This window comes from Paenirhodobacter hankyongi (assembly GCF_003664585.1).
GTDB classification, from domain to species: domain Bacteria; phylum Pseudomonadota; class Alphaproteobacteria; order Rhodobacterales; family Rhodobacteraceae; genus Rhodobacter; species Rhodobacter hankyongi.
This window is the reverse complement of sequence record NZ_RCHI01000011.1, coordinates 112,771-133,511: the sequence shown is the minus strand read 5'-3', so window position 1 is coordinate 133,511 and position 20,741 is coordinate 112,771. Positions and strand designations below refer to the sequence as shown.

The window sequence follows — 20,741 nt, the reverse complement described above, 5'->3', positions numbered from 1 at the left end:
TGCGATGGACAAGCTCAAGATTCTCGATGACTGGTTCCAGCGGGTCTGGATCGGTGGCGCCTATGCCGAGATCGGCTCCTTCTACACCGAAGATTTCCTCGCCTCCGGCGTGATGCCGGGGCTCGAACTGCGACCGACCGACTTCGCCGAGCTGATCCCGGCACTGAAGGAGATGATCTCCGAACCCTCGGTCACCTACCTGCGCCATTTCGAGAATGACGACTGGCTCTGGACGCTGATGCTGATCCGCGGTCGCGCCGCCGAGACGAATGCGCCGCTCGAGCTGACGGCACAGATCGCCCTGCGCTTCGAGGGCGACAAGATCGCCGAGGCGCACAATCACTTCGACGTGCTGGCCTTCCTCGAGGGCGTGGGCATGCTGCCGCCCGACACGCTGGCGCTGTGCCTTGCCGGCGAACATCTGGGCTAGCGTGCGCCCGCCGCGCCCCCTCTTCCCTTGCGCGCCAAATCCCCTATGCTGAGCGCAAAGGAAAGGGTCCACGTGATGCGCGAAATCGACTACGGCAACCTGATGCACAGAGCCATGCGCGGCCTGATCCAGACCGTGCTGACGGATGTGGCCGACAACGGCCTGCCCGGCGCCCATCACTTCTTCATCACCTTCGACACCCGCCACCCCGAGGTCGAGATGGCGGAGTGGCTGAAGTCGCGCTACCCCGAGGAAATGACCGTGGTGATCCAGCACTGGTTCGAGAATCTCGCGGTCACCGATGACGGCTTCTCGATCACGCTGAACTTCGGCAACAGCCCCGAACCGCTCTATATCCCCTTCGACGCCGTCCACACCTTCGTCGACCCCTCGGTCGAGTTCGGCCTGCGCTTCGAGACGCAGGACTTCGACGAGGAGGATGACGACGAGGAAGAGCAAGACGAGGCCCCCGCCGCCGAGGAAAAACCGCGCGGCGAGGCCGAGGTCGTCAGCCTCGACCAGTGGCGCAAGTAAGCCCGGTATACCTCCGCATACAGATTGCAATATGGCCCCCGGCGCTCTATGACGCCCGGGAAGGTTTTGCGCATTCACGGAGGCCCAGGATGACCGCGACCCGCACCGAGACCGACAGCTTCGGTCCGCTCGAAGTTCCCGCCGACAAGTACTGGGGCGCGCAGACGCAGCGCTCGATCATGAACTTCCCGATCGGCTGGGAGCGTCAGCCGAAACCGATCATCCGCGCGCTTGGCGTGATCAAGAAGGCCGCGGCGCTGGTGAACAAGGCGCAGGGCGACATGGACGCCGAGATCGCCGATGCGATCGTCGCCGCCGCGACCGAGGTGATCGAGGGCAAGTTCGACGACAACTTCCCGCTCGTGGTGTGGCAGACGGGCTCGGGCACGCAGTCGAACATGAACGCGAACGAGGTGATCTCGAACCGCGCCATCGAGATGCTCGGCGGCGTGATGGGCTCGAAGAAGCCCGTGCACCCGAACGACCATTGCAACATGGGCCAGTCGTCGAACGACACCTTCCCGACCGCGATGCACGTGGCCATTGCCATGCAGGCGCGTGACGTGCTGCTGCCGGGGCTCGAGAAGCTCTCGAAGGCGCTCTGGGCGAAGTCCGACGAGTTCAAGGACATCATCAAGATCGGCCGCACCCATACGCAGGACGCGACGCCGCTGACGCTCGGCCAGGAATTCTCGGGCTATGCGACGCAGGTCGACCGCGGCATCGAGCGGGTGAAACTCGCGCTGCCGCACATCTACGAACTCGCGCAGGGCGGCACTGCCGTCGGCACCGGGCTCAACACCCGCGTCGGCTGGGACAGCCGCATCGCCGCGCAGATCGCCGAGATCACCGGCCTGCCCTTCGTCACCGCGCCGAACAAGTTCGAGGCGCTCGCCGCCCATGACGCGATGGTGTTCTTCTCGGGCGCGCTGAAGACGATCGCCGCCTCGCTCTTCAAGATCGCGAACGACATGCGTCTCCTGGGTTCGGGCCCGCGCTCGGGTCTGGGCGAGCTCATTCTGCCGGAGAACGAGCCGGGGTCCTCGATCATGCCGGGCAAGGTCAACCCGACCCAGGCAGAGGCGCTGACCATGGTCTGCGCCCATGTCATGGGCAATGACGCGGCGGTGGGCTTTGCCGGCTCGCAGGGCCATTTCGAGCTCAACGTCTACAACCCGATGATGAGCTACAACGTGCTGCAGTCGATGCAGCTTCTGGGCGACTCGGCCAGCGCCTTCACCGACAACATGGTGGTCGGCACCAAGGCGAACGTCGCGCGCATCGACAAGCTGATGAAGGAGAGCCTGATGCTGGTCACCGCGCTCGCCCCCACCATCGGCTATGACGCGGCGACCAAGGTCGCGAAGACCGCGCACAAGAACGGCACCAACCTGCGCGACGAGGCGATCGCGCTCGGCTATGTCGACGGCGAGACCTTCGACCGCATCGTGCGCCCCGAGGACATGATCGGCCCGAAGGGCTGAGCCACGGCCTGACGCCGGGACACTGAATGGAAAGGCGGCCCTCACCGGCCGCCTTTTTTCGTGGCCCCTGCCGTCGCAAGAGGGGAGGGGGCGCTGCCCCCGGCCTGCGGCCTCCCCCGAGGTATTTTCGGCAAGGAGAAAGCCCGTGGCGTTTTTTCTTGGCCGAAATACTCCGGGGGGAGGCCGCAGGCCGTGGGGGGGCAGCGCCCCCTCGGCGGCTCAGGCCGTGACCGTGTAGAGGATGAAGCCCGAGGCCGGGGCATAGCTGTCGTAAAGCGCGCGCGCCGGCGTGTTGGTCTCGGCGGTGAGCCAGCGCACCGAGCCATAGCCGCGCGTCCGGGCAAAGGCGCGGACATGGTCGATCAGCGCCCGGCCGACGCCCTGCCCCCGCGCCTCGGGCAGGGTGAAGAGGTCGCTCAGATAGACCACCATGCCCCCCGAGAGCGAGCGGTGCATCAGCGAATACTGCACGAGGCCGAGGGCACGCCCGGTCTCGTCGCGGGCGATGTCGGCCCAGTAGGGTTCGGCGTCGGACTGGATCCAGTCCCAGACCTGCGGCTCGGCCGCCTGCGCCTCGGTCTTGTAGAAGGCCGCATAGGCACGGAAGAGCGCTTCCCACTCGGGGCGGTCGGCGGGGCGGACGGGGGTGATGGTGACGGTCATGGGGCACTCCTTTTCCCCAAGGGACCCCGCCCAGGTGGCAGGCGCAAGGGGGCAAAATGGCAGACGGGGCGTGGCTTTGGCCGGATCCGCCTCTTGCGCCCGACGCGCCCGGGCGCTTTTCTGGCGCGAACCACCGGAGTGCCCATGCAGACCCTGACGCAATCGCCGCTCGACCCCGCCTTCGTGCAGAATCCCTACCCGTTCTATGACCGGGTGCGGGCGGCCGGGGCCTTCGCGGTCTGGCAGGACTATGACCTGCCGGTCTCGGCCCGGGCCGTGGTGGTCGGCGCCGCGCTGCGCGACCGCCGGCTTGGCCGCGAGGCGCCACCCGAGCACGCGCCCGAGATCCCGCCCCACCTCGCCCCCTTCTACGCGGTCGAGGCGCATTCGATGCTGGAACTGGAACCGCCGCGCCACACCCGGCTGCGCCGGCTGGTGCTGCGCGCCTTCACCTCGGCGCGGATCGCGGCGCTTGGCCCCGAGATCGAGCTGCTGGCCGAAGAGCTGATCGGCCGCTTTCCGGCAGGCGGCGGCGATCTGCTCGCCCATTTCGCCCGCCCGCTGCCGGTGATCCTCATCGCGCGGTTGCTGGGCGTGCCCGAGGAGCGCGCCGACGACCTTCTGTCCTGGTCGAACGCCATGGTCGGCATGTATCAGGCCCGCCGCACGCGCGAGAGCGAGGCCGCCGCCGTCGCCGCGACCGAGGCCTTCGTCGACTTCCTCGGCCGTTATGTCGAGGAGCGCCGGCGCCGCCCGGGCAACGACCTGATCACCGAGCTGATCGCCGCCGAGGAGGCGGGCGACCGGCTCAGCCGCGACGAGCTGATCGCGACCTGCATCCTGCTGCTGAACGCCGGGCACGAGGCCACCGTGCACACCATCGGCAACGGGGTGAAGACGCTTCTCGAGACCGGCACCGGCGCCTATTGGCTGACGCCGAACCGGATCGAGGGCACGGTCGAGGAGATCTTCCGCTTCGATCCGCCGCTGCATCTGTTCACCCGCTGGGTCTATGAGGACCTGGAGATCGGCGGTCAGGCCTTTCGCCGCGGCGACCGCGTCGGGTTGCTGCTCGCCGGCGCGAACCGCGATCCGGGGCCGTGGGAGGAGCCCACCCGCTTCAACCCCGGCCGGCCGCAGCAGGTGAATTACAGCTTCGGCGCGGGCGCGCATTTCTGCATCGGCGCGCCGCTCGCGCGGCTCGAGCTGCAGCGCGCCCTGCCCGTGCTCTTCCGGGCGCTCCCCGATCTGCGGCTGGCCGCCCCGCCGCGCTATGCCGACCTTTACCATTTCCACGGGCTCGAGCGGCTCGACCTGTCCTGGTGAGCGCCGCCCCGTCTTCCCCGCCCCCGCGCGATATGGCACAGTCATCCCATGGCTGACGTGACCAATCTCAACCGCTTCCGCAAGCAGAAGGCCCGCGCCGAGAAACGCGCGCAGGGCGACGAGAATGCCGCGAAATTCGGCCGCACCAAGGCGCAGCGCGTGCTCGAGGAAACGCAGGCCGAGCAGGCCCGCACCCGGCTCGACGCGCATCGGCGCGAGGGCGACGAGACGCCATGAGCCGGCCGCGCAAGCATTCGCTGACGCTGCACGGGCACCGCACCTCAGTCTCGCTGGAAGACGAGTTCTGGGCGGGGCTGCGCGAGATGGCGGCCGAGCGGGGGCTGGGCATCAACGAGATCGTCACCGAGATCGACGATGCGCGGGTGACCGAATCCGGGCTGGCGACGGCGATCCGGCTGGCGGTCCTGCGCCACTATCGCGCGCGGGCAGGCTCAGCCGGGTAGCGCGCCACGCACCGCCGCCTCGCCCGCCGCCGCAAGCTCCTTGCGGCCGGCGAAGGCCGCGACCTCGAGCGGCGGATGGAACACCACCTCGATCGTGCCCTGCCGCGGCGCCGCCAGCACCTTGAGCAGATGCGGCCCGAAGGACATGTCGCCCCACCAGCCGTAAAAGCGCGGGTCCTCGCCCTCGGGGGCGTTGTAGACCACCGTCACCGGCTGCACCCGCATCACCTTGTCGAGCCCGTCGCTGTAGAAGGCCTGAAACAGCGTCGGCTTGAAGGGCAGCACGCGGCGCCCGTCGGTCGAGGTGCCCTCGGGAAAGAACAACAGGTGGTGGCCGGCGCGGATGCGCTCCTCGAACAGCGCCTGCTGCGCCTTCGCCTCGCGCGGGTCGCGGCGGATGAAGACGGTGCCGGTCGCGCGTGCCAGAACGCCGATGCCGGGCCAGCGCGCGACCTCGGCCTTCGAGACGAAATAGACCTTCTGGCAGGCATTGAGCGAGAAGATGTCGAGCCAGGACACGTGGTTCGCCACCACGGCGCCGATCTCGGTCATCGGCGCGCCCCTGACGCGGTAGCGGATGCCCATCAGCGGAAAGACGGCGCGGCAGACGGCGCGGGTGATATGCGGCGTCCAGGGCCGCGCAGCGCCATGCAGCGGCCGCTCGATCAGCCGCAACAGCAGCATCAGCGTCAGCCCGCCATAGATCACCGTCGCCATCGCCCCGCCCCGGCGCAGCACGCGCAGCTTGCCCGCAAGGCTCAGCGGCGCGAATTCCGGTTCGGGCTCGCCATGCCAGGTCGGGCTCACGGCTTTGCCTCGGTGCGGCGGGTGTAGAACTCGCGGTGCTTGTCGGACATCGCCTGCGTGTCCATCAACAGCAGCACGTCGGTGGTATTGAAGGGGGTGTCGATGAAGGCCCCCTCGCCCACGAAACCGCCAAGCCGCAGGTAGGCCTTGATCAGGTTCGGCATCTCGGCCATCGCCTGCCGGCGGTCGAGCTCGGCCTCGGGCACCAGGTCCATCGGCTGGAAATGCGCGGCCAGCGCCCGCACGCGCAGCGCCTCGGGGGCGAGGTGATGGTGGTGCAGCCAGGCAAGCGGCATCCGCAGCGCCGTGGCATCGGTGCCGTGGAAGGAGGCGACGCCGAACAGGATCTCGATGCCGTTCGCCAGCACGTAATCGGCAAGCCCGTTCCACAGCATCAGCATCGCCGCCCCGCCGCGGTGCTCGGGATGCACGCAGGAGCGGCCGAGTTCGAGCAGCTTGCGCCCCGAGCGGCGCAGCGCCGTCAGATCATATTCGCTGTCGCAGTAATAGCGGCCGAAGGCCTCGGCCCGGTCGGACGGCAGCAGCCGGTAGGCGCCCACGACATGGTCGAGATCGTCGGGGTTGCGCGACGGGTCGATCAGCACGAGATGGTCATAGACCGCGTCGAACTCGTCGATCTCCAGCCTGCCCGGATGGTCGACGAGCGGCCCGTCGCCGCCGAGCTCCTCGACGAAGACCTCGTAGCGCAGCCGTTGTGACGCCTTCAGGTCGCGCGCATCGCGCGCCAGACGGATTTCATACGCGAGCGGTTCGGAAACCATCAGCTCCTGCCCCTTGTCCCTGCCGCGTTTCTAGGACAGGCGGCAGCCGCGATGCAATGCCGCGACGTGAGTTCCGCCGAGTCTTGATTACAGCGCCCACTGTGCGATGGTCTGAAACCCCAAGCCAGGCTGGACGTTAACGTTCTTTCAACCCTGGTCTGGAATAACGAGGAACAACTGGACCCGGCGTCCGTCGATCACCTGTTTGCCCGCATGCTCGAAATTCACCGTGACTTTCTCGCCCACGCGCGACTGCACCTGACCGACGCCCCAGTCCGGCGCCTGGGGATTGCGCACCAGCATCCCCGGTTCGAGAAATTCGTTCATCCTGCTCTCACCTCCGGATTGCGCCATGCAGACTGACACGCCCGAGACCGAAGCCGACCTGGTGGCCCTCGTCGGGTCGCGACTCTGCCACGACCTTATCAGCCCATTGGGCGCGATCGGCAACGGGGTCGAGCTGCTGACGATGTCGGGGGCACCGATGAGCCCGGAACTGCAGCTGATCGCGGAAAGCGTCGCCTCGGCCAATGCGCGGGTGAAGTTCTTCCGCATCGCCTTCGGCCAGAGCAGCACCGACCAGCGCCTCGGCCGGCCGGAACTCGTGACGCTGATGCGGGCGCTGTCGCAGGGCGGGCGCACGACCTACGACTGGCAGGTCGAGGGCGACCAGCCGCGCCGCGCGGTCAAGCTCGCCTTCCTCGCGATCCTCTGCCTCGAACCCGCGATGCCGCGCGGCGGCACGATCAGCGTGCGCAACGACGACGGGCAGTGGCAGGTCAGCGGCACCGCCGAACGCACGAAACCCGATCCGGCGCTCTGGGCCAACCTCGATGGCGAGGCAAGCAAGATCAGCCCCGCGCAGGTGCAATTCGCCCTGTTGCCGCGCGAGGCCGCGGCACAGGGGTGTGCGCTGCACTGGGAGATGTCGGACAGCGGCGTCGCCATCACCTTCTGAGCAAAAGGCCCCGCATCGCTGCGGGGCCTTTGTCTTTCGGGCGGCGGCCCGGCTCAGGTGCGGCAGGTGCCGTCGCCGGTGACCAGATACTTGAACGAGGTCAGCTGTTCCGCCCCCACCGGCCCGCGCGCGTGCAGCTTGCCGGTGGCGATGCCGATCTCGCCGCCCATGCCGAATTCGCCGCCATCGGCGAACTGGGTCGAGGCGTTGCGCATCAGGATCGCCGAATCGAGCCGCTGGAAGAAGCGTGCCGCGGCGGCGTCATCCTCGGTCAGGATCGATTCGGTGTGGTTCGAACCATAGCGGCGGATATGGGCGATGGCGCCGTCGACACCGTCGACGATCTTCGCCGCGCAGATCATGTCGAGGAACTCGCGACCGAAATCGTCGGGGGCGGCGGGAACCGTGCCCGGCACCTTCAGCAGATCGCCCTCGGTGCGGACCTCGACGCCGGCCGCGACCAGATCCTCGACCAGAACCGGCCCGTGCTTCTCATAGAAGGCGCGGTCGATCAGCAGGCATTCCATCGCGCCGCAGATCCCGGTGCGCCGGGTCTTGGCGTTCAGTACCACGCGCCGTGCCTTGGCGACATCGGCCGCGCCATCGGCATAGATGTGGCAGATCCCCTCGAGATGGGCAAAGACCGGCACCCGTGCCTCGCGCTGCACAAGGCCGACAAGCCCCTTGCCGCCGCGCGGCACGATCACGTCGATATAGGCCACGGCATGCAGCATCTCGGTCACCACCGCGCGGTCGCGGGTGGGCACCAGCTGGATCGCCGCCTCGGGCAGGCCCGCGGCGCGCAGCCCCTCGACCATGCAGGCGTGAATCGCCCGGCTCGAATGGAAGCTTTCCGAGCCGCCGCGCAGGATCACCGCATTGCCGGCCTTCAGGCACAGCGCGCCGGCATCCGCCGTCACGTTCGGCCGCGATTCGTAGATCACCCCGATCACGCCCAGCGGCGTGCGCACGCGCTGGATGTGCAGCCCGGTGGGCCGGTCCCATTCGGCGATCACCGTGCCGACCGGATCGGGTTGCGCGGCAACCGCGCGCAGCCCGGCGACGATCGAGGCCACCCGCCCCTCGTCGAGCTTCAGCCGGTCGAGCATCGCGGGCGTCAGCCCCTTTTCGGCCCCGAAGGCCATGTCCTCGGCATTGGCGGCGAGAATCTCGTCCAGATGTGCCAGCACCGCATCGGCGGCCGCGGTCAGCGCCGCCTCCTTGGCCGCCGCTGGCGCATAGGCAAGCTCGGCGGCCGCGGCGCGCGCGGCGGCGCCCATGGTGTCGATCAGGCTCTTGGCGTCAAATGCGTCCGTCATGGCAGGCTCCTTCGCTGTCGGTCCGATATAGGACCGGCGCGGAAACCGGGCAAGCGCGCAAGAGGCCCCGAGGGGCCAATGCGCAGCTTTCGGGCCGCACGGAGCAAGATCATGTTCCGGAAGGGAGGGAAATGGCGCGGTTGACGGGGCTCGAACCCGCGACCCCCGGCGTGACAGGCCGGTACTCTAACCAACTGAGCTACAACCGCGCATTTCAGCGCTCGGCGATCGGGGAGGTGGCGCGGTTGACGGGGCTCGAACCCGCGACCCCCGGCGTGACAGGCCGGTACTCTAACCAACTGAGCTACAACCGCTCACCTCCGCCCGATCGCTGTCCGAGCGTGGGGCGTGTTTACGCAGGCCCGCGCGCCCCGTCAAGCGCCTGCGTGAGAAAAGTTCCGGTTTTTCTTTCGCCCCTGCCCCATTTTCCGGAAACCCCTGATTTCCAAAAGAAAATGACCCCCTCCTTGAGGGAGGGGGCCAGGTTCGCCGATCAGGCTCGTTGATGCACCGCCCGAGGTGTCTATGGTTTCGCCTGGGCCTTCTCGGCGTCTGGGGCGAGCGCACCCGCCCCGGATCTCAATGCAGGGCCACCGCGCCGCTGGTCAGCAGCGTGACAGTGGTCGAGGCGCCCGCCATGCGGATGTCGGTGACGTCAAGCGTGTGGTGGTCGAGATCGCCCCCCAGCAGCTCGATCGAGGCGCCGCCGCGGAAGGTCGCGTCCAGCACCGAGGTCAGCGCGTCGCCCGCGAGCTGCGCCACGACCCCGCCCGGGATCCGCCGCAGCGCCTTGGCCGCAATCCGTTTGTTTCCGACGATCAGCTCCACCTGGGGCGTCCTTCTGTCTTCCGTGCTGCCCTTGCGGGCGTCCGTGGTCTTCGTTGCGGCCCGGCTTCGTGGCCGGGCCTTGCTCAGGCCGCGCGCGGCCCTCAGCTGCAGCCCGAGGTGGCGCCGCAGGTGTTGCACTTCATGCAGGTGCCGTTGCGCACCAGCGTGTAGTTGCCGCATTCGCCGCAGGCCTCGCCCTCGTAGCCCTGCAGCTTCGCCTTGGTGCGCGCATCCATGGTGACGACCCCCGAGGCGAGCGAGGTCGTCGCCGCGGCGCCCGGCGCCTTCGCGGTTTCCGGCACCAGCGTGTTCAGCGCCGCGATCGGATCGGCCGCGCCCGACAGCGCCATGCCGCCCGCCGCGCCACCGCGCAGCACCACCAGTTCCTGCGGCAGCCGCTTGCGCAGATAGCCCGAGGACGAGATCTGCCGCAGCACCTCGAGCGATTTCGACGCCGCCGACTCGCTCACCGGCTCGACGTTGCGCTTGCCCTCGTCCTTGCCGCCGCCCAGATCGTCGAAGGCGGTCCCCTTCGGCTTGATATGGGCGAGGTCGGTGCGGTCGAGATAGCTGACCGCCAGTTCGCGGAAGACATAATCGAGGATCGAGGTCGCGTTCTTGATCGAGTCGTTGCCCTGCACCATGCCGGCCGGCTCGAACTTGGTGAAGGTGAAGGCGTCGACGAATTCCTCGAGCGGCACGCCGTATTGCAGACCGACCGAGACCGCGATGGCGAAGTTGTTCATCATCGCGCGGAAGCCCGCGCCTTCCTTGTGCATGTCGATGAAGATCTCGCCGAGCGAGCCGTCATCGTATTCGCCGGTGCGCAGATAGACCTTGTGACCGCCGACGATCGCCTTCTGGGTGTAGCCCTTGCGGCGCGACGGCAGCTTTTCGCGGTGCGAACGGACGATCTCCTTCACCACCACCTTCTCGACGATCTTCTCGGCAAGGGTGACGGCCTTTTCCTGCTGGCTGCCGGTGGCGAGGATCTCCTCGGCCTCCTCGTCATCCTCGACCAGCGCCGCGGCGAGCGGCTGGCTCAGCTTGGAACCGTCGCGGTAAAGCGCGTTCGCCTTGATGCCGAGCGACCAGCTCAGCTCATAGGCGGCGAGCGCATCCTCGATCGTCGCCGTGTTCGGCATGTTGATCGTCTTCGAGATCGCGCCCGAGATGAACGACTGCGCCGCCGCCATCATCCGGATGTGGCTGTCGACCGACAGGTAGCGCGTGCCCTTCTTGCCGCAGGCATTGGCGCAGTCGAAGACGGCGTAATGCTCGGGCTTCAGGAAGGGCGCGCCCTCGAGGGTCATCGTGCCGCAGACATGGTCGTTCGCCGCGTCGATCTGCGCCTTGGTGAAGCCGAGGTGGCGCAGCATGTCGAAGGACGGGTCGTTCAGCTTCTCGACCGGGATGCCCAGCGTCCCGGTGCAGAAATCCTCGCCCAGCGTCCACTGGTTGAAGACGAAGCGGATGTCGAAGGCCGAGGGCAGCGCCGCCTCGATCTTCTCGATCTCGGCCGCGCCGAAGCCATGGCCGATGAGCGACGTGCGGTTGATCGCCGGGCAATTGCCCAAGGACCCGTGGCCGACCGCAGAGGCGATGATCTCCTCGATCTGCGCCGAGGGGTAGCCCAGCGACTCGAGCGCGGCGGGCACCGAACGGTTGATGATCTTGAAGTAACCGCCGCCGGCGAGCTTCTTGAACTTCACCAGCGCGAAGTCCGGCTCGATGCCCGTCGTGTCGCAATCCATCACCAGGCCGATGGTGCCGGTGGGCGCGATCACCGAGACCTGCGCGTTGCGGAAGCCATGCGCCTCGCCAAGCGCCAGCGCCTCGTCCCAGGCCGATTTCGCCAGCGTCACCAGCGCCGGATCAGGGCAGTTCGCGGCATCGAGCGGCACGGGTTTCACCTCGAGCCCCTCATAGCCCGTCGACAGCCCATGCGCCGCGGTACGGTGGTTGCGGATCACCCGCAGCATGTGCGCGGCGTTCTTCGCATGGCCCGGGAAGGCGCCCAGCTCGGCCGCCATCTCGGCCGAGGTCGCATAGGCGACGCCGGTCATCACCGCGGTCAGCGCGGCGCACAGTGCCCGGCCCTCGTCCGAGTCATAGCCAAGGCCCATGGTCATCAGCAGCCCGCCGATATTGGCATAGCCTAGGCCCAGCGTGCGGAAGTCATAGGAGCGCTGTGCGATCTCCTGGCTCGGGAACTGCGCCATCAGCACCGAGATCTCGAGCGTGATGGTCCACAGCCGGGTGGCATGCACATAGGCATCCGCGTCGAACTTGCCGCCCTTGTGGAAGGTCAGCAGATTCATCGAGGCAAGGTTGCACGCCGTGTCGTCGAGGAACATGTATTCCGAGCAGGGGTTCGAGCCGCGGATCGGACCGTCCTCGGGGCAGGTGTGCCACTCGTTCACCGTGTCGTGGAACTGGATGCCCGGGTCGGCACAGGCCCAGGCGGCGTGACCGACCTGATCCCAGAGTTCGCGCGCCCGCACCGTCTTCGCCACCTTGCCGTCGGTGCGGCGCAGCAGCTCCCACGGCGCATCCTCCTTCACCGCCTTCAGGAAGGCGTTGGTGACGCGCACCGAGTTGTTCGAGTTCTGTCCCGAGACCGAGATATAGGCCTCGCTGTCCCAATCGGTGTCATAGGTCGGGAATTCGATGCTGTCGAAGCCCTGCCGCGCGTATTGCAGGACGCGGTTGATATAGGTTTCCGGGATCAGCGCCTTCTTGGCCGAGCGGATCGCGGCCTTCAGCCCCGCGTTGACGCCCGGATCGACGCGGCCCTCCTCCGAGCCGTCCCAGACGCGGATCGCGTCGAAGATCCTGTTCAGCTCGCGCTCGTGCATCTTCGAGCCGGCCACCAGCGAGGCGACCTTCTGCTCCTCGATCACCTTCCAGTTGATGAAGGCCTCGATATCGGGGTGATCCATGTCGCAGATCACCATCTTCGCCGCGCGCCGCGTGGTGCCGCCCGACTTGATCGCGCCGGCCGCCCGGTCGCCGATCTTCAGGAAGCCCATCAGCCCCGAGGACTTGCCGCCGCCCGAGAGCTTCTCGCCCTCGGCGCGCAGGCTCGAGAAATTGGTGCCGGTGCCCGAGCCGTATTTGAACAGACGCGCTTCCCGGACCCACAGGTCCATGATCCCGCCCTCGCCCACCAGATCGTCCCGCACCGACTGGATGAAGCAGGCATGCGGCTGCGGGTGTTCATAGGCCGAGGCCGATTTCGTCAGCTTGCCGGTGACGTGGTCGACGTAATAGTGGCCCTGCGACGGGCCGTCGATGCCATAGGCCCAGTGCAGGCCGGTGTTGAACCACTGCGGGCTGTTCGGCGCGGCCATCTGCTCGGCCAGCATGAAGCGCATCTCGTCGTAATAGGCGCGCGCATCGTCCTCGGTGCTGAAATAGCCGCCCTTCCAGCCCCAGTAGGTCCAGGCGCCGGCCATCCGGTCGAACACCTGCTTGGCTGAAGTTTCGCCCACAATGCGCTGATCTTCCGGCAGGTTCTCGAGCGCCTCGGTATCCGGAACCGAGCGCCACAGGAACTCGGGCACGCCCTTCTCGCGCACCGTCTTCAGCGCCGCGGGAACGCCGGCCTTGCGGAAGTATTTCTGCGCAAGCACGTCGGAGGCAACCTGGCTCCAGCCCTCGGGCACCTCGACGCAGTCGTTGTGGAACACGACCTTGCCATCGGGGTTGCGAATTTCCGAAGTGGTGGTGGTGAAGGCGATCTCGCCATAGGCGCCGGTCTTGGCCGAGGTGAACTTGCGTTCGATCTTCATCTGCACTGTCCCGTGTTCAAAAACAAACCCGCCGCGCCGGTACGCATGGACACAGGGACCAACCCCGGGGTGTGGTCCCGGAGGCGCCGTCTCGTTTCCGATCGAGCAGAAAGTGAGGCTCCGTCCCGCGCCCGCAGCGCCACTACATCTGGTGGCTTCTCAGCTGACGTCCACAAACTGGCGTAGGCTCACGAAAGGGTCAACAGAACTTTGGCGGCGCAGCCGGGCTTTTTTCTATTGACGGGAAAGCCGCTTTGACAGAGCGGCGGACGGGCTCGATTCCTCCACAATCCCCCCTCCCGGCGCGGTTCCCGCCCCAAGGAGGATTCCCCTTGTGCCACTGGGATTTCCGACAGGAAGATGACAAATCGGATGAATTTCATCCACAGCCCACAAGATCTTGTGGATAGCTGGCCGGTTTTGGCCGATGCCCGAAGCGCCGCGGCGCAGCATGCCCAAAATATGTTCCCGAATCCCGTGCGGGGCCAGGGAAAGGGAGAATCGCTCCCGAAATGGCACACCAGATCTAGGGGGTGCAGAGGGAGGGATCAGCGGCTGGGGAAGTGGTCGGGGCGGCGAGAACATAATAACGTTTTCCGCAAGCCGTTATTTTCAACTAACAATATGTAATCGCTTGCAGATTTCCCGTCAATCTGTAACACATGACTGTAACACACAGCCCTTCCACATGGAGCGCGCCCGATGGCTCGCATTAGTCACCTCATCCGTCGCGGCGCCGCCTACTCTGCCCGGATTCGCGTTCCGCTTGATCTGGTGCAGATCATCGGCAAGCGTGAGCTGGTGAAGGCGCTTGGCACCAATGACGAAGCCGAAGCAAAGCGCCGCCTCTATCCAGTAATTTCTGAATGGCAGCGAGGCTTTGACGACCTTCGTTCACGTCGCTCTTTGGTGCCTGCGGACCGTGAGCACGCGGTTTGGGATCACTACACCGCCACCATGGAGCGAGATGAAGCAGAGCGCGCGAATCTCCCCGGCGAGACTGAGATTGAGCAAGCGAGGTCCGAACTGATCGGGCGGGCACAGCGTGGCGAGATCGCCAGCGCCGACCCTCTTGTGATTCTCGACGCCTCGCTTGACCTCAAAGCCAAGCAGGAAGCGAGCGCGGTGGCTTCGGAGGCTCGCAAGGTGAAGGTCGCGGATATGCGCCGGCAGCTCGCGCAGGGCGAGACGGCACTGATCGCTCACGAGGTTGACGCCTATCTGGACGAGAACCGCCTTCTGGTGGAACGTGGCACGCCTGATTGGATCAGCCTCGCCCGACATATGATGCGCGCCGAGATCGAAGCCCTTGACCGCGCCATAGAGCGCGACCGGGGCGACTACTCGGGCCAGCCCCGCGACCCTCTGGTGAAGCCTGCAACCGGCCCTCGCCGCGAGGTAGCGAAACCCGGCGAGAAGATCATGGAAGTTTTCGAGATATTCGCTCGCGAGAACCCGCGCCGCGTTGCTCAAGATCGTCTCGACCAAACCCGGCGCGACGTGGGCACCTTCGTTGAATGCGTCGGGGCGAGCTTCCCGGTTCACGCTATCGACAAGGTGGCCGTGCGCGACTGGAAGGCCCTTCTCGTCAAGTATCCCGTCCGCGCGTCAGAGGTGAACGACTTCAAAGGCATGAATATTCACCAGATCGTCAAGGCGAACGAAAAGCTCGGTCGCCCGGTCCTGTCCGACCGCACGGTGAACCGCTACCTCTCTAGCCTCGGGGCCTTCTGCAACTGGCTCGTGTCGAACGGCTACCTCGCACAAAATCCCGTGTCGGGCATGTCGCTGCCGAAGGAGAAGAGATCCAAGACCCAGACCTTCACGTCAGAGCAGTTGAACATCCTGTTCAGCTCTCCCCTCTTCACCGGGGCACAGAGCGACAAGGAAGGTGAGTGGCGGTATATCTCCCGGCCCGGTGACGTGCAGATCCGCGACCACCGCTATTGGGTGCCGCTCGTCATGCTGTTCTCTGGCGCACGGAATGGCGAAATCGGCCAGCTCGCGACCAATGACGTGCGCGAGCTGCACGGCCATTGGGTGTTTCACATCACCACCGAGGGCGATCAGACTGAGCAAGGCAAGTCGGTCAAAACCGAAGGGTCAATGCGCGTCGTGCCCGTGCATCCCGAGTTGATCCGGCTCGGCTTCCTCGGTTACCACGCCGACCGCGTGAAGGCCGGTGACAAGCAGCTTTTCCCCGGTGCGAAGAGGAATGAACGTGGTCAGATGATGGCCGAGTTCTCGCGCGAGTTCGGAAAGTATCTCAAGCGCATCGGCCTCAAGGAAGGCCGCGGCCTGTCGCTCTACTCTTTCCGGCATGGTGCCGCCGACGCCCTGCGTCGGGCTGGCTACCTCGACAATCAGTTCGGTTTCATCCTCGGACATGCCGAAGCGTCCATGACTGGCCGTTACGGGCAGATGCCGCAAGGGATGCTTGAGCAGCGCGTGGAGCTGATTAACGCGATCGCCTACCCCGGCTTGAACCTCGACCACCTAGCGCAATGAAATCGTGATCCCCTTCGATTAGGGGATTCACATTCTGCCCCGCATGGGGTAATATAACACCTATTACGAGTGCCCCTGTTTCGAGTGACCTTTGTTTCAGAAAGCCCTTTCCTTTCTCACGAGGAAGGCGGTGGCGGTCTCAGACCCCACCGCCCTTCCGATTTTCGGTATCGTCCCGACCCTGACCGGCAAGACCGTCACGGCAGAAAGTGCCCTGCGTGTCCCCGCTGTTGCCTGTGCCGTTGCCCTGATCGCCGAGACTGTCGGCTCGCTGCCGGTGAAGCTCTTCGAGCGCGATGGCCGCGCCACGATCACCGACCACCCCGCCTATTCCCTCATGCACGACGAGGCGAACCCTTGGACCTCTGCCGAGGCACTGCGGGTGCAGCTCACGACTGATGCCCTCTTGCGCGGTCATGGCTTCGCCCTCGTGGTGCGCAACGGTGCGGGCGAACCTGTCGAGCTGCACCGGCTCGACCCGACGCAAGTTCAGATTGAAACCGACGCGAGCGGCGAACCGAGCTATCTCGTGCAGCTCGCGGACGGCCGTCACCGCTACGCCTTCACCGACATTCTGCACGTCAGCGCCTTCGGGGGTGCCTCGCCGATCACCCTCGGGCGTGAGGCAATCGGCCTTGCTCTGGCGTTCGAAGAGCACATTGCCAAGCTCTTCGCGAACGGTGGCAAGCCCGGTGGCATTCTCAAGACCGAGAAGACGCTTGGCGATCAGGCGAAGGCCAACCTGGCCGCGAGCTGGACCGCAGCGCATGGCTCGGGCCGTTCGGGTGGCACCGCCATTCTCGATGAAGGCATGTCCTTCGAGACTGTCACGATGACGCTCGCCGATAGCCAATTCGCCGACAACCGCCTTGAACAGATCCGCGAAATCGCTCGCGTGTTCCGGGTTCCGCCGACGATGCTCTTCGAGCTGACGCGCGGCACATGGTCAAACACCGAGGAAATGGCCCGCCAGTTCCTGCAAGTGACACTCAAGCCGTGGCTCGCGACCTGGGCATGGGCCTATGCCCGGTGCCTGCTGACGCCCGAGGAACGGCGTGACCTCTATGTGGAGTTCGTCACCGACGACCTGACCACCACCGACACCGCGGCGCGGGCGAACGCCTACGGCCAATATCGCAGCATGGGTGCGATGACCGCGAACGAGGTCCGGGCCGGTCTGAACCTGCCGCCCCATGCGGACGGCGACACCCTCGAAAATCCTTACACGACCAGCGCCGCCCCCTCGGCGCCTACTTCTCAGAAAGCCCCTTCGAATGACTGACCTCATTACCCTCCACACGTTCTTTGGTGACAAGGAGCGCGCCTTCGCCCTCACTGACCCCATGCTTGCCGAGCTGGAACGCCTCACCGACCTCGGCGTGGGCGCGCTCTATTTCCAGCTCGTGAACCTCGCCTATCCGGCGAACGTGCTGGGCGAAATCATCCGCCTCGGCCTGATCGGTGGCGGCACAGATCCCGAAGAGGCAAAACACCTCTGCGCGGCCTATGTCGCGAACCGCCCGCTCGCCGAGATTTTCCCGCTGGCCTTCGAGGTGATGGAAGCGCGCTGGAACGGCGTCGCGCAGCCTGAGGCGGAAGCGCCCGCGCTCAAGGTGGCGGCGTGACCGAGCGACTTGAGATCAAGGCCGACCTGAGCGTCAGCGATTCCGGCGAGATCACCGGCATCGCTTGGCCGTTCGGTTCTGCCGACCGGGTGGGCGACGTGATCGTCAAGGGCGCCTTCACCGGCCCGGCCACGCTGCCCATGCTCTTCGCGCACGATCAGGGCCAGGTCGTCGGCGTCTGGGATGAGATCGCCGAGACCGACGCGGGCCTGACGGTGAAAGGCCGCCTCCTGATTGAAGACGTGGAGCGCGCCCGTGAGGTGCGCGCGATGGTCAAGGCGGGTGCCGTCTCGGGCCTGTCCATCGGCTTTGTCACCAAGGACGCCAAGCGCGAAGGAAAAGGCCGTCGCATCACCGCCCTTGAGCTTCACGAAATCAGCATTGTTGCCGTTCCGGCCCACCCCGGCGCGCAGATCACCTCTTTGAAATCTACTTTTTTGAACAAGGAACTTTCACCCGTGGAAAACGAAACGACCGCGGCTCAGGTGCCGCAGATCGACACCAAAGCCTTTGACGAGATCAAGACCCGCCTCGACAAGCTCGAAGCCAAGGGCAACCGCCCCGGCATCATCGCCTCCGGCACCCAGAACCCGGTGATGGGCGAAGACGAGGTGAAGGGCTTCACCGACTACCTGCGCACCGGCGAGCGCAAGAACCTCGCTTACAGCGCGCCCTCGACCGGCAGCATTCTCGCCCCGGAAACCGTCTCGGCGTCGATCATCGAGAAAATCGCGGAACAGTCGCCTCTGCGCGGCCTTGCCTCGGCGATCAGCATGGGCGGCCCGCTTCTGCAACTGCCCCGTCTGGTGGATGAAGTGCAGCCCGCCCATGTCACCGAGACCGGAGCGCGCCCCGAGTCTGAGCCGACCTTTGAACAGATCGACCTCAAGCCGTTTGAAATGGCCGTCATCGTGCCGGTCACGCGCATTCTTCTGGAAGACGCACAGGTTGACCTGAACGCCTACCTCTCGAACCACATCGCCCGCCGCTTCGGCCAGATCGAGGCGCGATGGTTCGTCACCGGCAACGGCACCACCGCCGCCGAAGGCGTGATGACCTCGACCGAGGTCGTGGAGAACGAAGTGGCCGCGATTACCGCCGCCGCCCTGATTGACCATTTCTATTCGCTGAAAACGGCCTACTCGAACAACGGCGCGTGGCTGATGAACCGTGCGACGATGGCTGTTATTCGTCAGCTCACCGACGCGAACGGTTCGTTCCTCTGGCAGCCCGCGCTCACCGCAGGCCAGCCCGCCACCCTTCTGGGCCGTCCGGTCTACGAAGCTGTGGACATGGACGCGCCGACCGCTGGCAAGTCGCCGATCATCTTCGGCGACTTCGCCGAGGGCTACACCATTGCCGACCGCACCGGCTTCGAGATCATGCGCGACGACTACACCGGCGCCGCGAATGGCATCGTCAAGCTGCACGCCCGTCGCCGCGTCGGTGGCCGTGTCGTGCTTGGTGAGGCTCTGGCGAAGCTCAAGCTCGCGGCCTGAGCATGAACCCGCTCGCGCGCAGTTCTGAGGTGACGGTGCGCCACGGCCCCCATGTCGTGACGCTCCGGCCCACCCTGCGCGCGGCGATGACGCTTGAGCGCTTGCACGATGGCTGGCCGAGGTTTGTGGTTCGCCTCGGTCAGTTCTCGCTCGAAACGGTGCAAGCGCTCATTCGGGCCTCTGCGGTTTCTGGGTTCGCCGCCGAGGCCCTTCTGCATTCCTTCGAGAACCGCCCGCTTGCCGAGATCAAGGCCGCCGCGGCCGAGCCTCTGGCCGAGCTGATGGCGCTGTTCCTCTCCCCGCTGGATGGCGACGACACAGGCGAAAAGACGTCGCCCGCGCTGACGCAGCCGAAGCCGTGGTCCGAGACCTATGCAGAGCTGTTTCGCCTTGGCACCGGGTGGCTCGGATGGTCGCCCGCCGAGACCTGGGCCGCCACCCCCGCCGAGATCGCACAGGCTTTTGAGGGCAAGATTGCGCACCTGATCGCGGTCAACGGCGGGTCGGATCAAAGCGCACCGGGTCAAACCAATTCAAAACAAACCGCAGCACAGCGCCAAGCCAACACTGAAGCGGGTCTCGATCCTGACTTCGACCGGGCTGGGCTGGCTCGCCTGAAAGCCATGTAAATGCGCACGATTCATCTTCACGGAAACATCGGCAAGACCTTTGGCCGTAGTCATCAATTCGCCGTCGATACTGTCCCCGAGGCTATTCAAGCCTTGCGGGCGAACTTCGCAGGCTTTGCCAACCATATTCGCGAAGGCTTCTACCGCGTTGTCGTCGGCAAGACCGAGAAGAACGGTCTCGAACTGGGCGAGGAAGACCTGCCCGGCTTCAAGCTCGGCAAGCAAGATCTGCACATCGTTCCGGTCCTGAAGGGCTCTAAGCGCGGCGGCATCGGTAAGGTCATCGCCGGCATCGCTCTGATTGGCCTTTCTGCTTTCGGTGGCGCTGCGCTTGCAGCGCCACTGTTTGCAGGCGGCACTATGTCAACGGCTTCGGTTATAGGGTCATTGGGCACCGGCCTGCTTCTGACCGGCGTGGCCTCGCTTATCGCGCCCCAGCAAGAGACCGAGAAGGAAGATCCGAACTACTCCTCGTCTGGCCCCGTCACCACTACCCGCGAGGGCGGCATCGTTCCGATCGCATACGGTGAAGTCGTCTGCGGCGGCACCATGATCAACGGTATCCTGACCACCAAGGTCGGGCCGAAGGGCAAGCAGAAAACCACGCTCGATGTGAAGACTCTCTTCGCGCCGTTCACCAACAAAGCAACGGACGAGCAAAAGACTACCGAGACCAGCGGCAACAACGGGCTGCCGCCGATCTTCTTCCAAAGCGATCACTGATGCCTCGCCCGCCCCATATCTGCACCTGTGGCCGCTTGGTCGCCCATGGCGCGCGTTGCGCCTGCCAGATCGCCAGCACCCGCGCCCGGAACCGCCGCCACGATGCGAAACGCCCCTCAGCCCGCGAGCGTGGATACACGACCGACTGGCAGAAGGAGCGCAAGGCGTTCCTTGCCGCACACCCCGATTGCGCTATGTGCGGTGCGCCTGCGACGGTGGTCGATCACATCATCCCGCACCGGGGAAACAAGGCGCTCTTCTGGGACCGCCACAACTGGCAACCGCTCTGCGCGCCCTGTCACAACCGCCACAAGCAACGCGAAGAGCGCGCAAGCCATGTCGTCGGCACCTGATGCTGAGAAACGTCT

The 20,741-nt window shown here is 65.9% G+C and carries 21 protein-coding genes and 2 tRNA genes; 14 read left to right on the top strand and 9 right to left on the bottom strand.

All coding sequences use genetic code 11. The annotated features are described in order from the left end of the window. Positions 1–4 precede the first annotated feature (4 nt). The 3 genes from DYS74_RS12310 to fumC all read left to right on the top strand — a co-directional run bounded on the left by DYS74_RS12310 (position 5) and on the right by fumC (position 2,448). Entirely contained in the window at positions 5–430 is a 426-nt protein-coding gene (locus tag DYS74_RS12310) for a nuclear transport factor 2 family protein (protein WP_121533990.1), read from the top strand. A gap of 72 nt (positions 431–502) precedes the next feature. Further along, positions 503–964 (top strand): SspB family protein, encoded by a 462-nt coding sequence (locus DYS74_RS12305; protein WP_121533989.1) that lies wholly within the window; start codon positions 503–505, stop codon positions 962–964. 89 nt (positions 965–1,053) lie between these two features. Further along, a complete protein-coding gene (gene fumC, locus DYS74_RS12300; RefSeq protein ID WP_121533988.1) occupies positions 1,054–2,448 on the top strand; it encodes a class II fumarate hydratase in 1,395 nt (464 codons plus the stop codon). 219 nt (positions 2,449–2,667) lie between these two features. Here fumC and DYS74_RS12295 read toward each other — a convergent pair whose 3' ends face one another. Next, positions 2,668–3,111: a GNAT family N-acetyltransferase gene (locus DYS74_RS12295; RefSeq protein WP_121533987.1), complete on the bottom strand. Its 444-nt coding sequence runs from the start codon at positions 3,109–3,111 to the stop codon at positions 2,668–2,670. Between the two features lie 144 nt (positions 3,112–3,255). Here DYS74_RS12295 and DYS74_RS12290 point away from each other — a divergent pair, with 144 nt between their 5' ends. Genes DYS74_RS12290 through DYS74_RS12280 form a run of 3 tightly spaced genes read left to right on the top strand, consistent with a single transcriptional unit; the run spans position 3,256 to position 4,901 of the window. Further along, positions 3,256–4,437 carry a cytochrome P450 gene (locus DYS74_RS12290; RefSeq protein WP_121533986.1) on the top strand — a complete coding sequence of 394 codons (1,182 nt, stop codon included), beginning with the start codon at positions 3,256–3,258 and terminating at the stop codon, positions 4,435–4,437. 48 nt (positions 4,438–4,485) lie between these two features. Further along, positions 4,486–4,674, top strand: coding sequence for a DUF4169 family protein (locus DYS74_RS12285; RefSeq protein ID WP_121533985.1), 189 nt, complete (start codon positions 4,486–4,488; stop codon positions 4,672–4,674). After that, positions 4,671–4,901: a ribbon-helix-helix domain-containing protein gene (locus DYS74_RS12280; RefSeq protein ID WP_121533984.1), complete on the top strand. Its 231-nt coding sequence runs from the start codon at positions 4,671–4,673 to the stop codon at positions 4,899–4,901. The genes DYS74_RS12285 and DYS74_RS12280 overlap by 4 nt, the downstream gene beginning before the upstream one ends. Here the strand turns inward: DYS74_RS12280 and DYS74_RS12275 are convergent. The 3 genes from DYS74_RS12275 to DYS74_RS12265 all read right to left on the bottom strand — a co-directional run bounded on the left by DYS74_RS12275 (position 4,890) and on the right by DYS74_RS12265 (position 6,817). After that, a complete protein-coding gene (locus DYS74_RS12275) occupies positions 4,890–5,708 on the bottom strand; it encodes a lysophospholipid acyltransferase family protein (protein ID WP_245965276.1) in 819 nt (272 codons plus the stop codon). The two genes, DYS74_RS12280 and DYS74_RS12275, sit on opposite strands and share 12 nt — an antisense overlap. After that, entirely contained in the window at positions 5,705–6,490 is a 786-nt protein-coding gene (locus DYS74_RS12270; RefSeq protein ID WP_121533983.1) for a GNAT family N-acetyltransferase, read from the bottom strand. Before DYS74_RS12270 ends, DYS74_RS12275 begins: the two co-directional genes overlap by 4 nt. Before the next feature lie 147 nt (positions 6,491–6,637). After that, the gene (locus tag DYS74_RS12265; protein WP_113900145.1) at positions 6,638–6,817 is read right to left on the bottom strand and encodes a DUF3553 domain-containing protein; all 180 of its coding nucleotides are present in this window, start codon (positions 6,815–6,817) and stop codon (positions 6,638–6,640) included. A 25-nt stretch (positions 6,818–6,842) separates the two neighbouring features. On the opposite strand from DYS74_RS12265, the gene DYS74_RS12260 reads away from it, so the two are divergent. Beyond that, positions 6,843–7,448 carry a histidine phosphotransferase family protein gene (locus DYS74_RS12260; RefSeq protein ID WP_121533982.1) on the top strand — a complete coding sequence of 202 codons (606 nt, stop codon included), beginning with the start codon at positions 6,843–6,845 and terminating at the stop codon, positions 7,446–7,448. A 53-nt stretch (positions 7,449–7,501) separates the two neighbouring features. Here DYS74_RS12260 and DYS74_RS12255 read toward each other — a convergent pair whose 3' ends face one another. From DYS74_RS12255 to DYS74_RS12235, 5 genes are all read right to left on the bottom strand, one after another. Continuing rightward, positions 7,502–8,767 carry a glutamate-5-semialdehyde dehydrogenase gene (locus tag DYS74_RS12255; protein ID WP_121533981.1) on the bottom strand — a complete coding sequence of 422 codons (1,266 nt, stop codon included), beginning with the start codon at positions 8,765–8,767 and terminating at the stop codon, positions 7,502–7,504. Between the two features lie 132 nt (positions 8,768–8,899). After that, positions 8,900–8,976: transfer RNA gene (locus DYS74_RS12250), tRNA-Asp, on the bottom strand. A gap of 28 nt (positions 8,977–9,004) precedes the next feature. Beyond that, a tRNA-Asp gene (locus DYS74_RS12245) sits at positions 9,005–9,081 on the bottom strand. Positions 9,082–9,346: 265 nt separating this feature from the next. Continuing rightward, the gene (locus DYS74_RS12240) at positions 9,347–9,595 is read right to left on the bottom strand and encodes a hypothetical protein (protein ID WP_121533980.1); all 249 of its coding nucleotides are present in this window, start codon (positions 9,593–9,595) and stop codon (positions 9,347–9,349) included. Positions 9,596–9,696: 101 nt separating this feature from the next. Continuing rightward, positions 9,697–13,389 (bottom strand): vitamin B12-dependent ribonucleotide reductase, encoded by a 3,693-nt coding sequence (locus DYS74_RS12235; protein WP_121533979.1) that lies wholly within the window; start codon positions 13,387–13,389, stop codon positions 9,697–9,699. Positions 13,390–14,091: 702 nt separating this feature from the next. Between DYS74_RS12235 and DYS74_RS12230 the strand changes: the two genes are divergently transcribed. From DYS74_RS12230 to DYS74_RS12200, 7 genes are all read left to right on the top strand, one after another. After that, the gene (locus DYS74_RS12230) at positions 14,092–15,897 is read left to right on the top strand and encodes a site-specific integrase (protein ID WP_121533978.1); all 1,806 of its coding nucleotides are present in this window, start codon (positions 14,092–14,094) and stop codon (positions 15,895–15,897) included. 130 nt (positions 15,898–16,027) lie between these two features. Beyond that, entirely contained in the window at positions 16,028–17,179 is a 1,152-nt protein-coding gene (locus tag DYS74_RS12225; protein WP_245965275.1) for a phage portal protein, read from the top strand. Further along, on the top strand, positions 17,172–17,522 hold the full coding sequence (locus DYS74_RS12220) for a gene transfer agent family protein (protein ID WP_121533976.1): 351 nt from the start codon (positions 17,172–17,174) through the stop codon (positions 17,520–17,522). Before DYS74_RS12225 ends, DYS74_RS12220 begins: the two co-directional genes overlap by 8 nt. Next, positions 17,519–19,021, top strand: a complete 1,503-nt coding sequence (locus tag DYS74_RS12215) for a phage major capsid protein (RefSeq protein ID WP_121533975.1) — start codon at positions 17,519–17,521, stop codon at positions 19,019–19,021. The genes DYS74_RS12220 and DYS74_RS12215 overlap by 4 nt, the downstream gene beginning before the upstream one ends. A gap of 2 nt (positions 19,022–19,023) precedes the next feature. Continuing rightward, positions 19,024–19,650: a phage tail assembly chaperone gene (locus tag DYS74_RS12210; RefSeq protein WP_121533974.1), complete on the top strand. Its 627-nt coding sequence runs from the start codon at positions 19,024–19,026 to the stop codon at positions 19,648–19,650. Next, entirely contained in the window at positions 19,651–20,373 is a 723-nt protein-coding gene (locus DYS74_RS12205; RefSeq protein WP_121533973.1) for a tail assembly protein, read from the top strand. It begins immediately after the preceding gene. Further along, positions 20,373–20,726, top strand: coding sequence for an HNH endonuclease signature motif containing protein (locus DYS74_RS12200; RefSeq protein ID WP_121533972.1), 354 nt, complete (start codon positions 20,373–20,375; stop codon positions 20,724–20,726). Before DYS74_RS12205 ends, DYS74_RS12200 begins: the two co-directional genes overlap by 1 nt. The last annotated feature ends 15 nt before the right edge of the window (positions 20,727–20,741 follow it).

Excerpts from the sequence above, each read along its gene's own strand:
- DYS74_RS12295 (WP_121533987.1), bottom strand. The coding sequence starts at position 3,111 with ATGACCGTCACCATCACCCCCGTCCGCCCCGCCGACCGCCCCGAGTGG.
- DYS74_RS12265 (WP_113900145.1), bottom strand. The coding sequence starts at position 6,817 with ATGAACGAATTTCTCGAACCGGGGATGCTGGTGCGCAATCCCCAGGCG.
- DYS74_RS12285 (WP_121533985.1), top strand. The coding sequence starts at position 4,486 with ATGGCTGACGTGACCAATCTCAACCGCTTCCGCAAGCAGAAGGCCCGC.
- fumC (WP_121533988.1), top strand. The coding sequence starts at position 1,054 with ATGACCGCGACCCGCACCGAGACCGACAGCTTCGGTCCGCTCGAAGTT.
- DYS74_RS12260 (WP_121533982.1), top strand. The coding sequence starts at position 6,843 with ATGCAGACTGACACGCCCGAGACCGAAGCCGACCTGGTGGCCCTCGTC.
- DYS74_RS12210 (WP_121533974.1), top strand. The coding sequence starts at position 19,024 with ATGAACCCGCTCGCGCGCAGTTCTGAGGTGACGGTGCGCCACGGCCCC.
- DYS74_RS12230 (WP_121533978.1), top strand. The coding sequence starts at position 14,092 with ATGGCTCGCATTAGTCACCTCATCCGTCGCGGCGCCGCCTACTCTGCC.
- DYS74_RS12235 (WP_121533979.1), bottom strand. The coding sequence starts at position 13,389 with ATGAAGATCGAACGCAAGTTCACCTCGGCCAAGACCGGCGCCTATGGC.
- DYS74_RS12280 (WP_121533984.1), top strand. The coding sequence starts at position 4,671 with ATGAGCCGGCCGCGCAAGCATTCGCTGACGCTGCACGGGCACCGCACC.
- DYS74_RS12290 (WP_121533986.1), top strand. The coding sequence starts at position 3,256 with ATGCAGACCCTGACGCAATCGCCGCTCGACCCCGCCTTCGTGCAGAAT.
- DYS74_RS12220 (WP_121533976.1), top strand. The coding sequence starts at position 17,172 with ATGACTGACCTCATTACCCTCCACACGTTCTTTGGTGACAAGGAGCGC.
- DYS74_RS12310 (WP_121533990.1), top strand. The coding sequence starts at position 5 with ATGGACAAGCTCAAGATTCTCGATGACTGGTTCCAGCGGGTCTGGATC.
- DYS74_RS12255 (WP_121533981.1), bottom strand. The coding sequence starts at position 8,767 with ATGACGGACGCATTTGACGCCAAGAGCCTGATCGACACCATGGGCGCC.
- DYS74_RS12200 (WP_121533972.1), top strand. The coding sequence starts at position 20,373 with ATGCCTCGCCCGCCCCATATCTGCACCTGTGGCCGCTTGGTCGCCCAT.
- DYS74_RS12205 (WP_121533973.1), top strand. The coding sequence starts at position 19,651 with ATGCGCACGATTCATCTTCACGGAAACATCGGCAAGACCTTTGGCCGT.
- DYS74_RS12270 (WP_121533983.1), bottom strand. The coding sequence starts at position 6,490 with ATGGTTTCCGAACCGCTCGCGTATGAAATCCGTCTGGCGCGCGATGCG.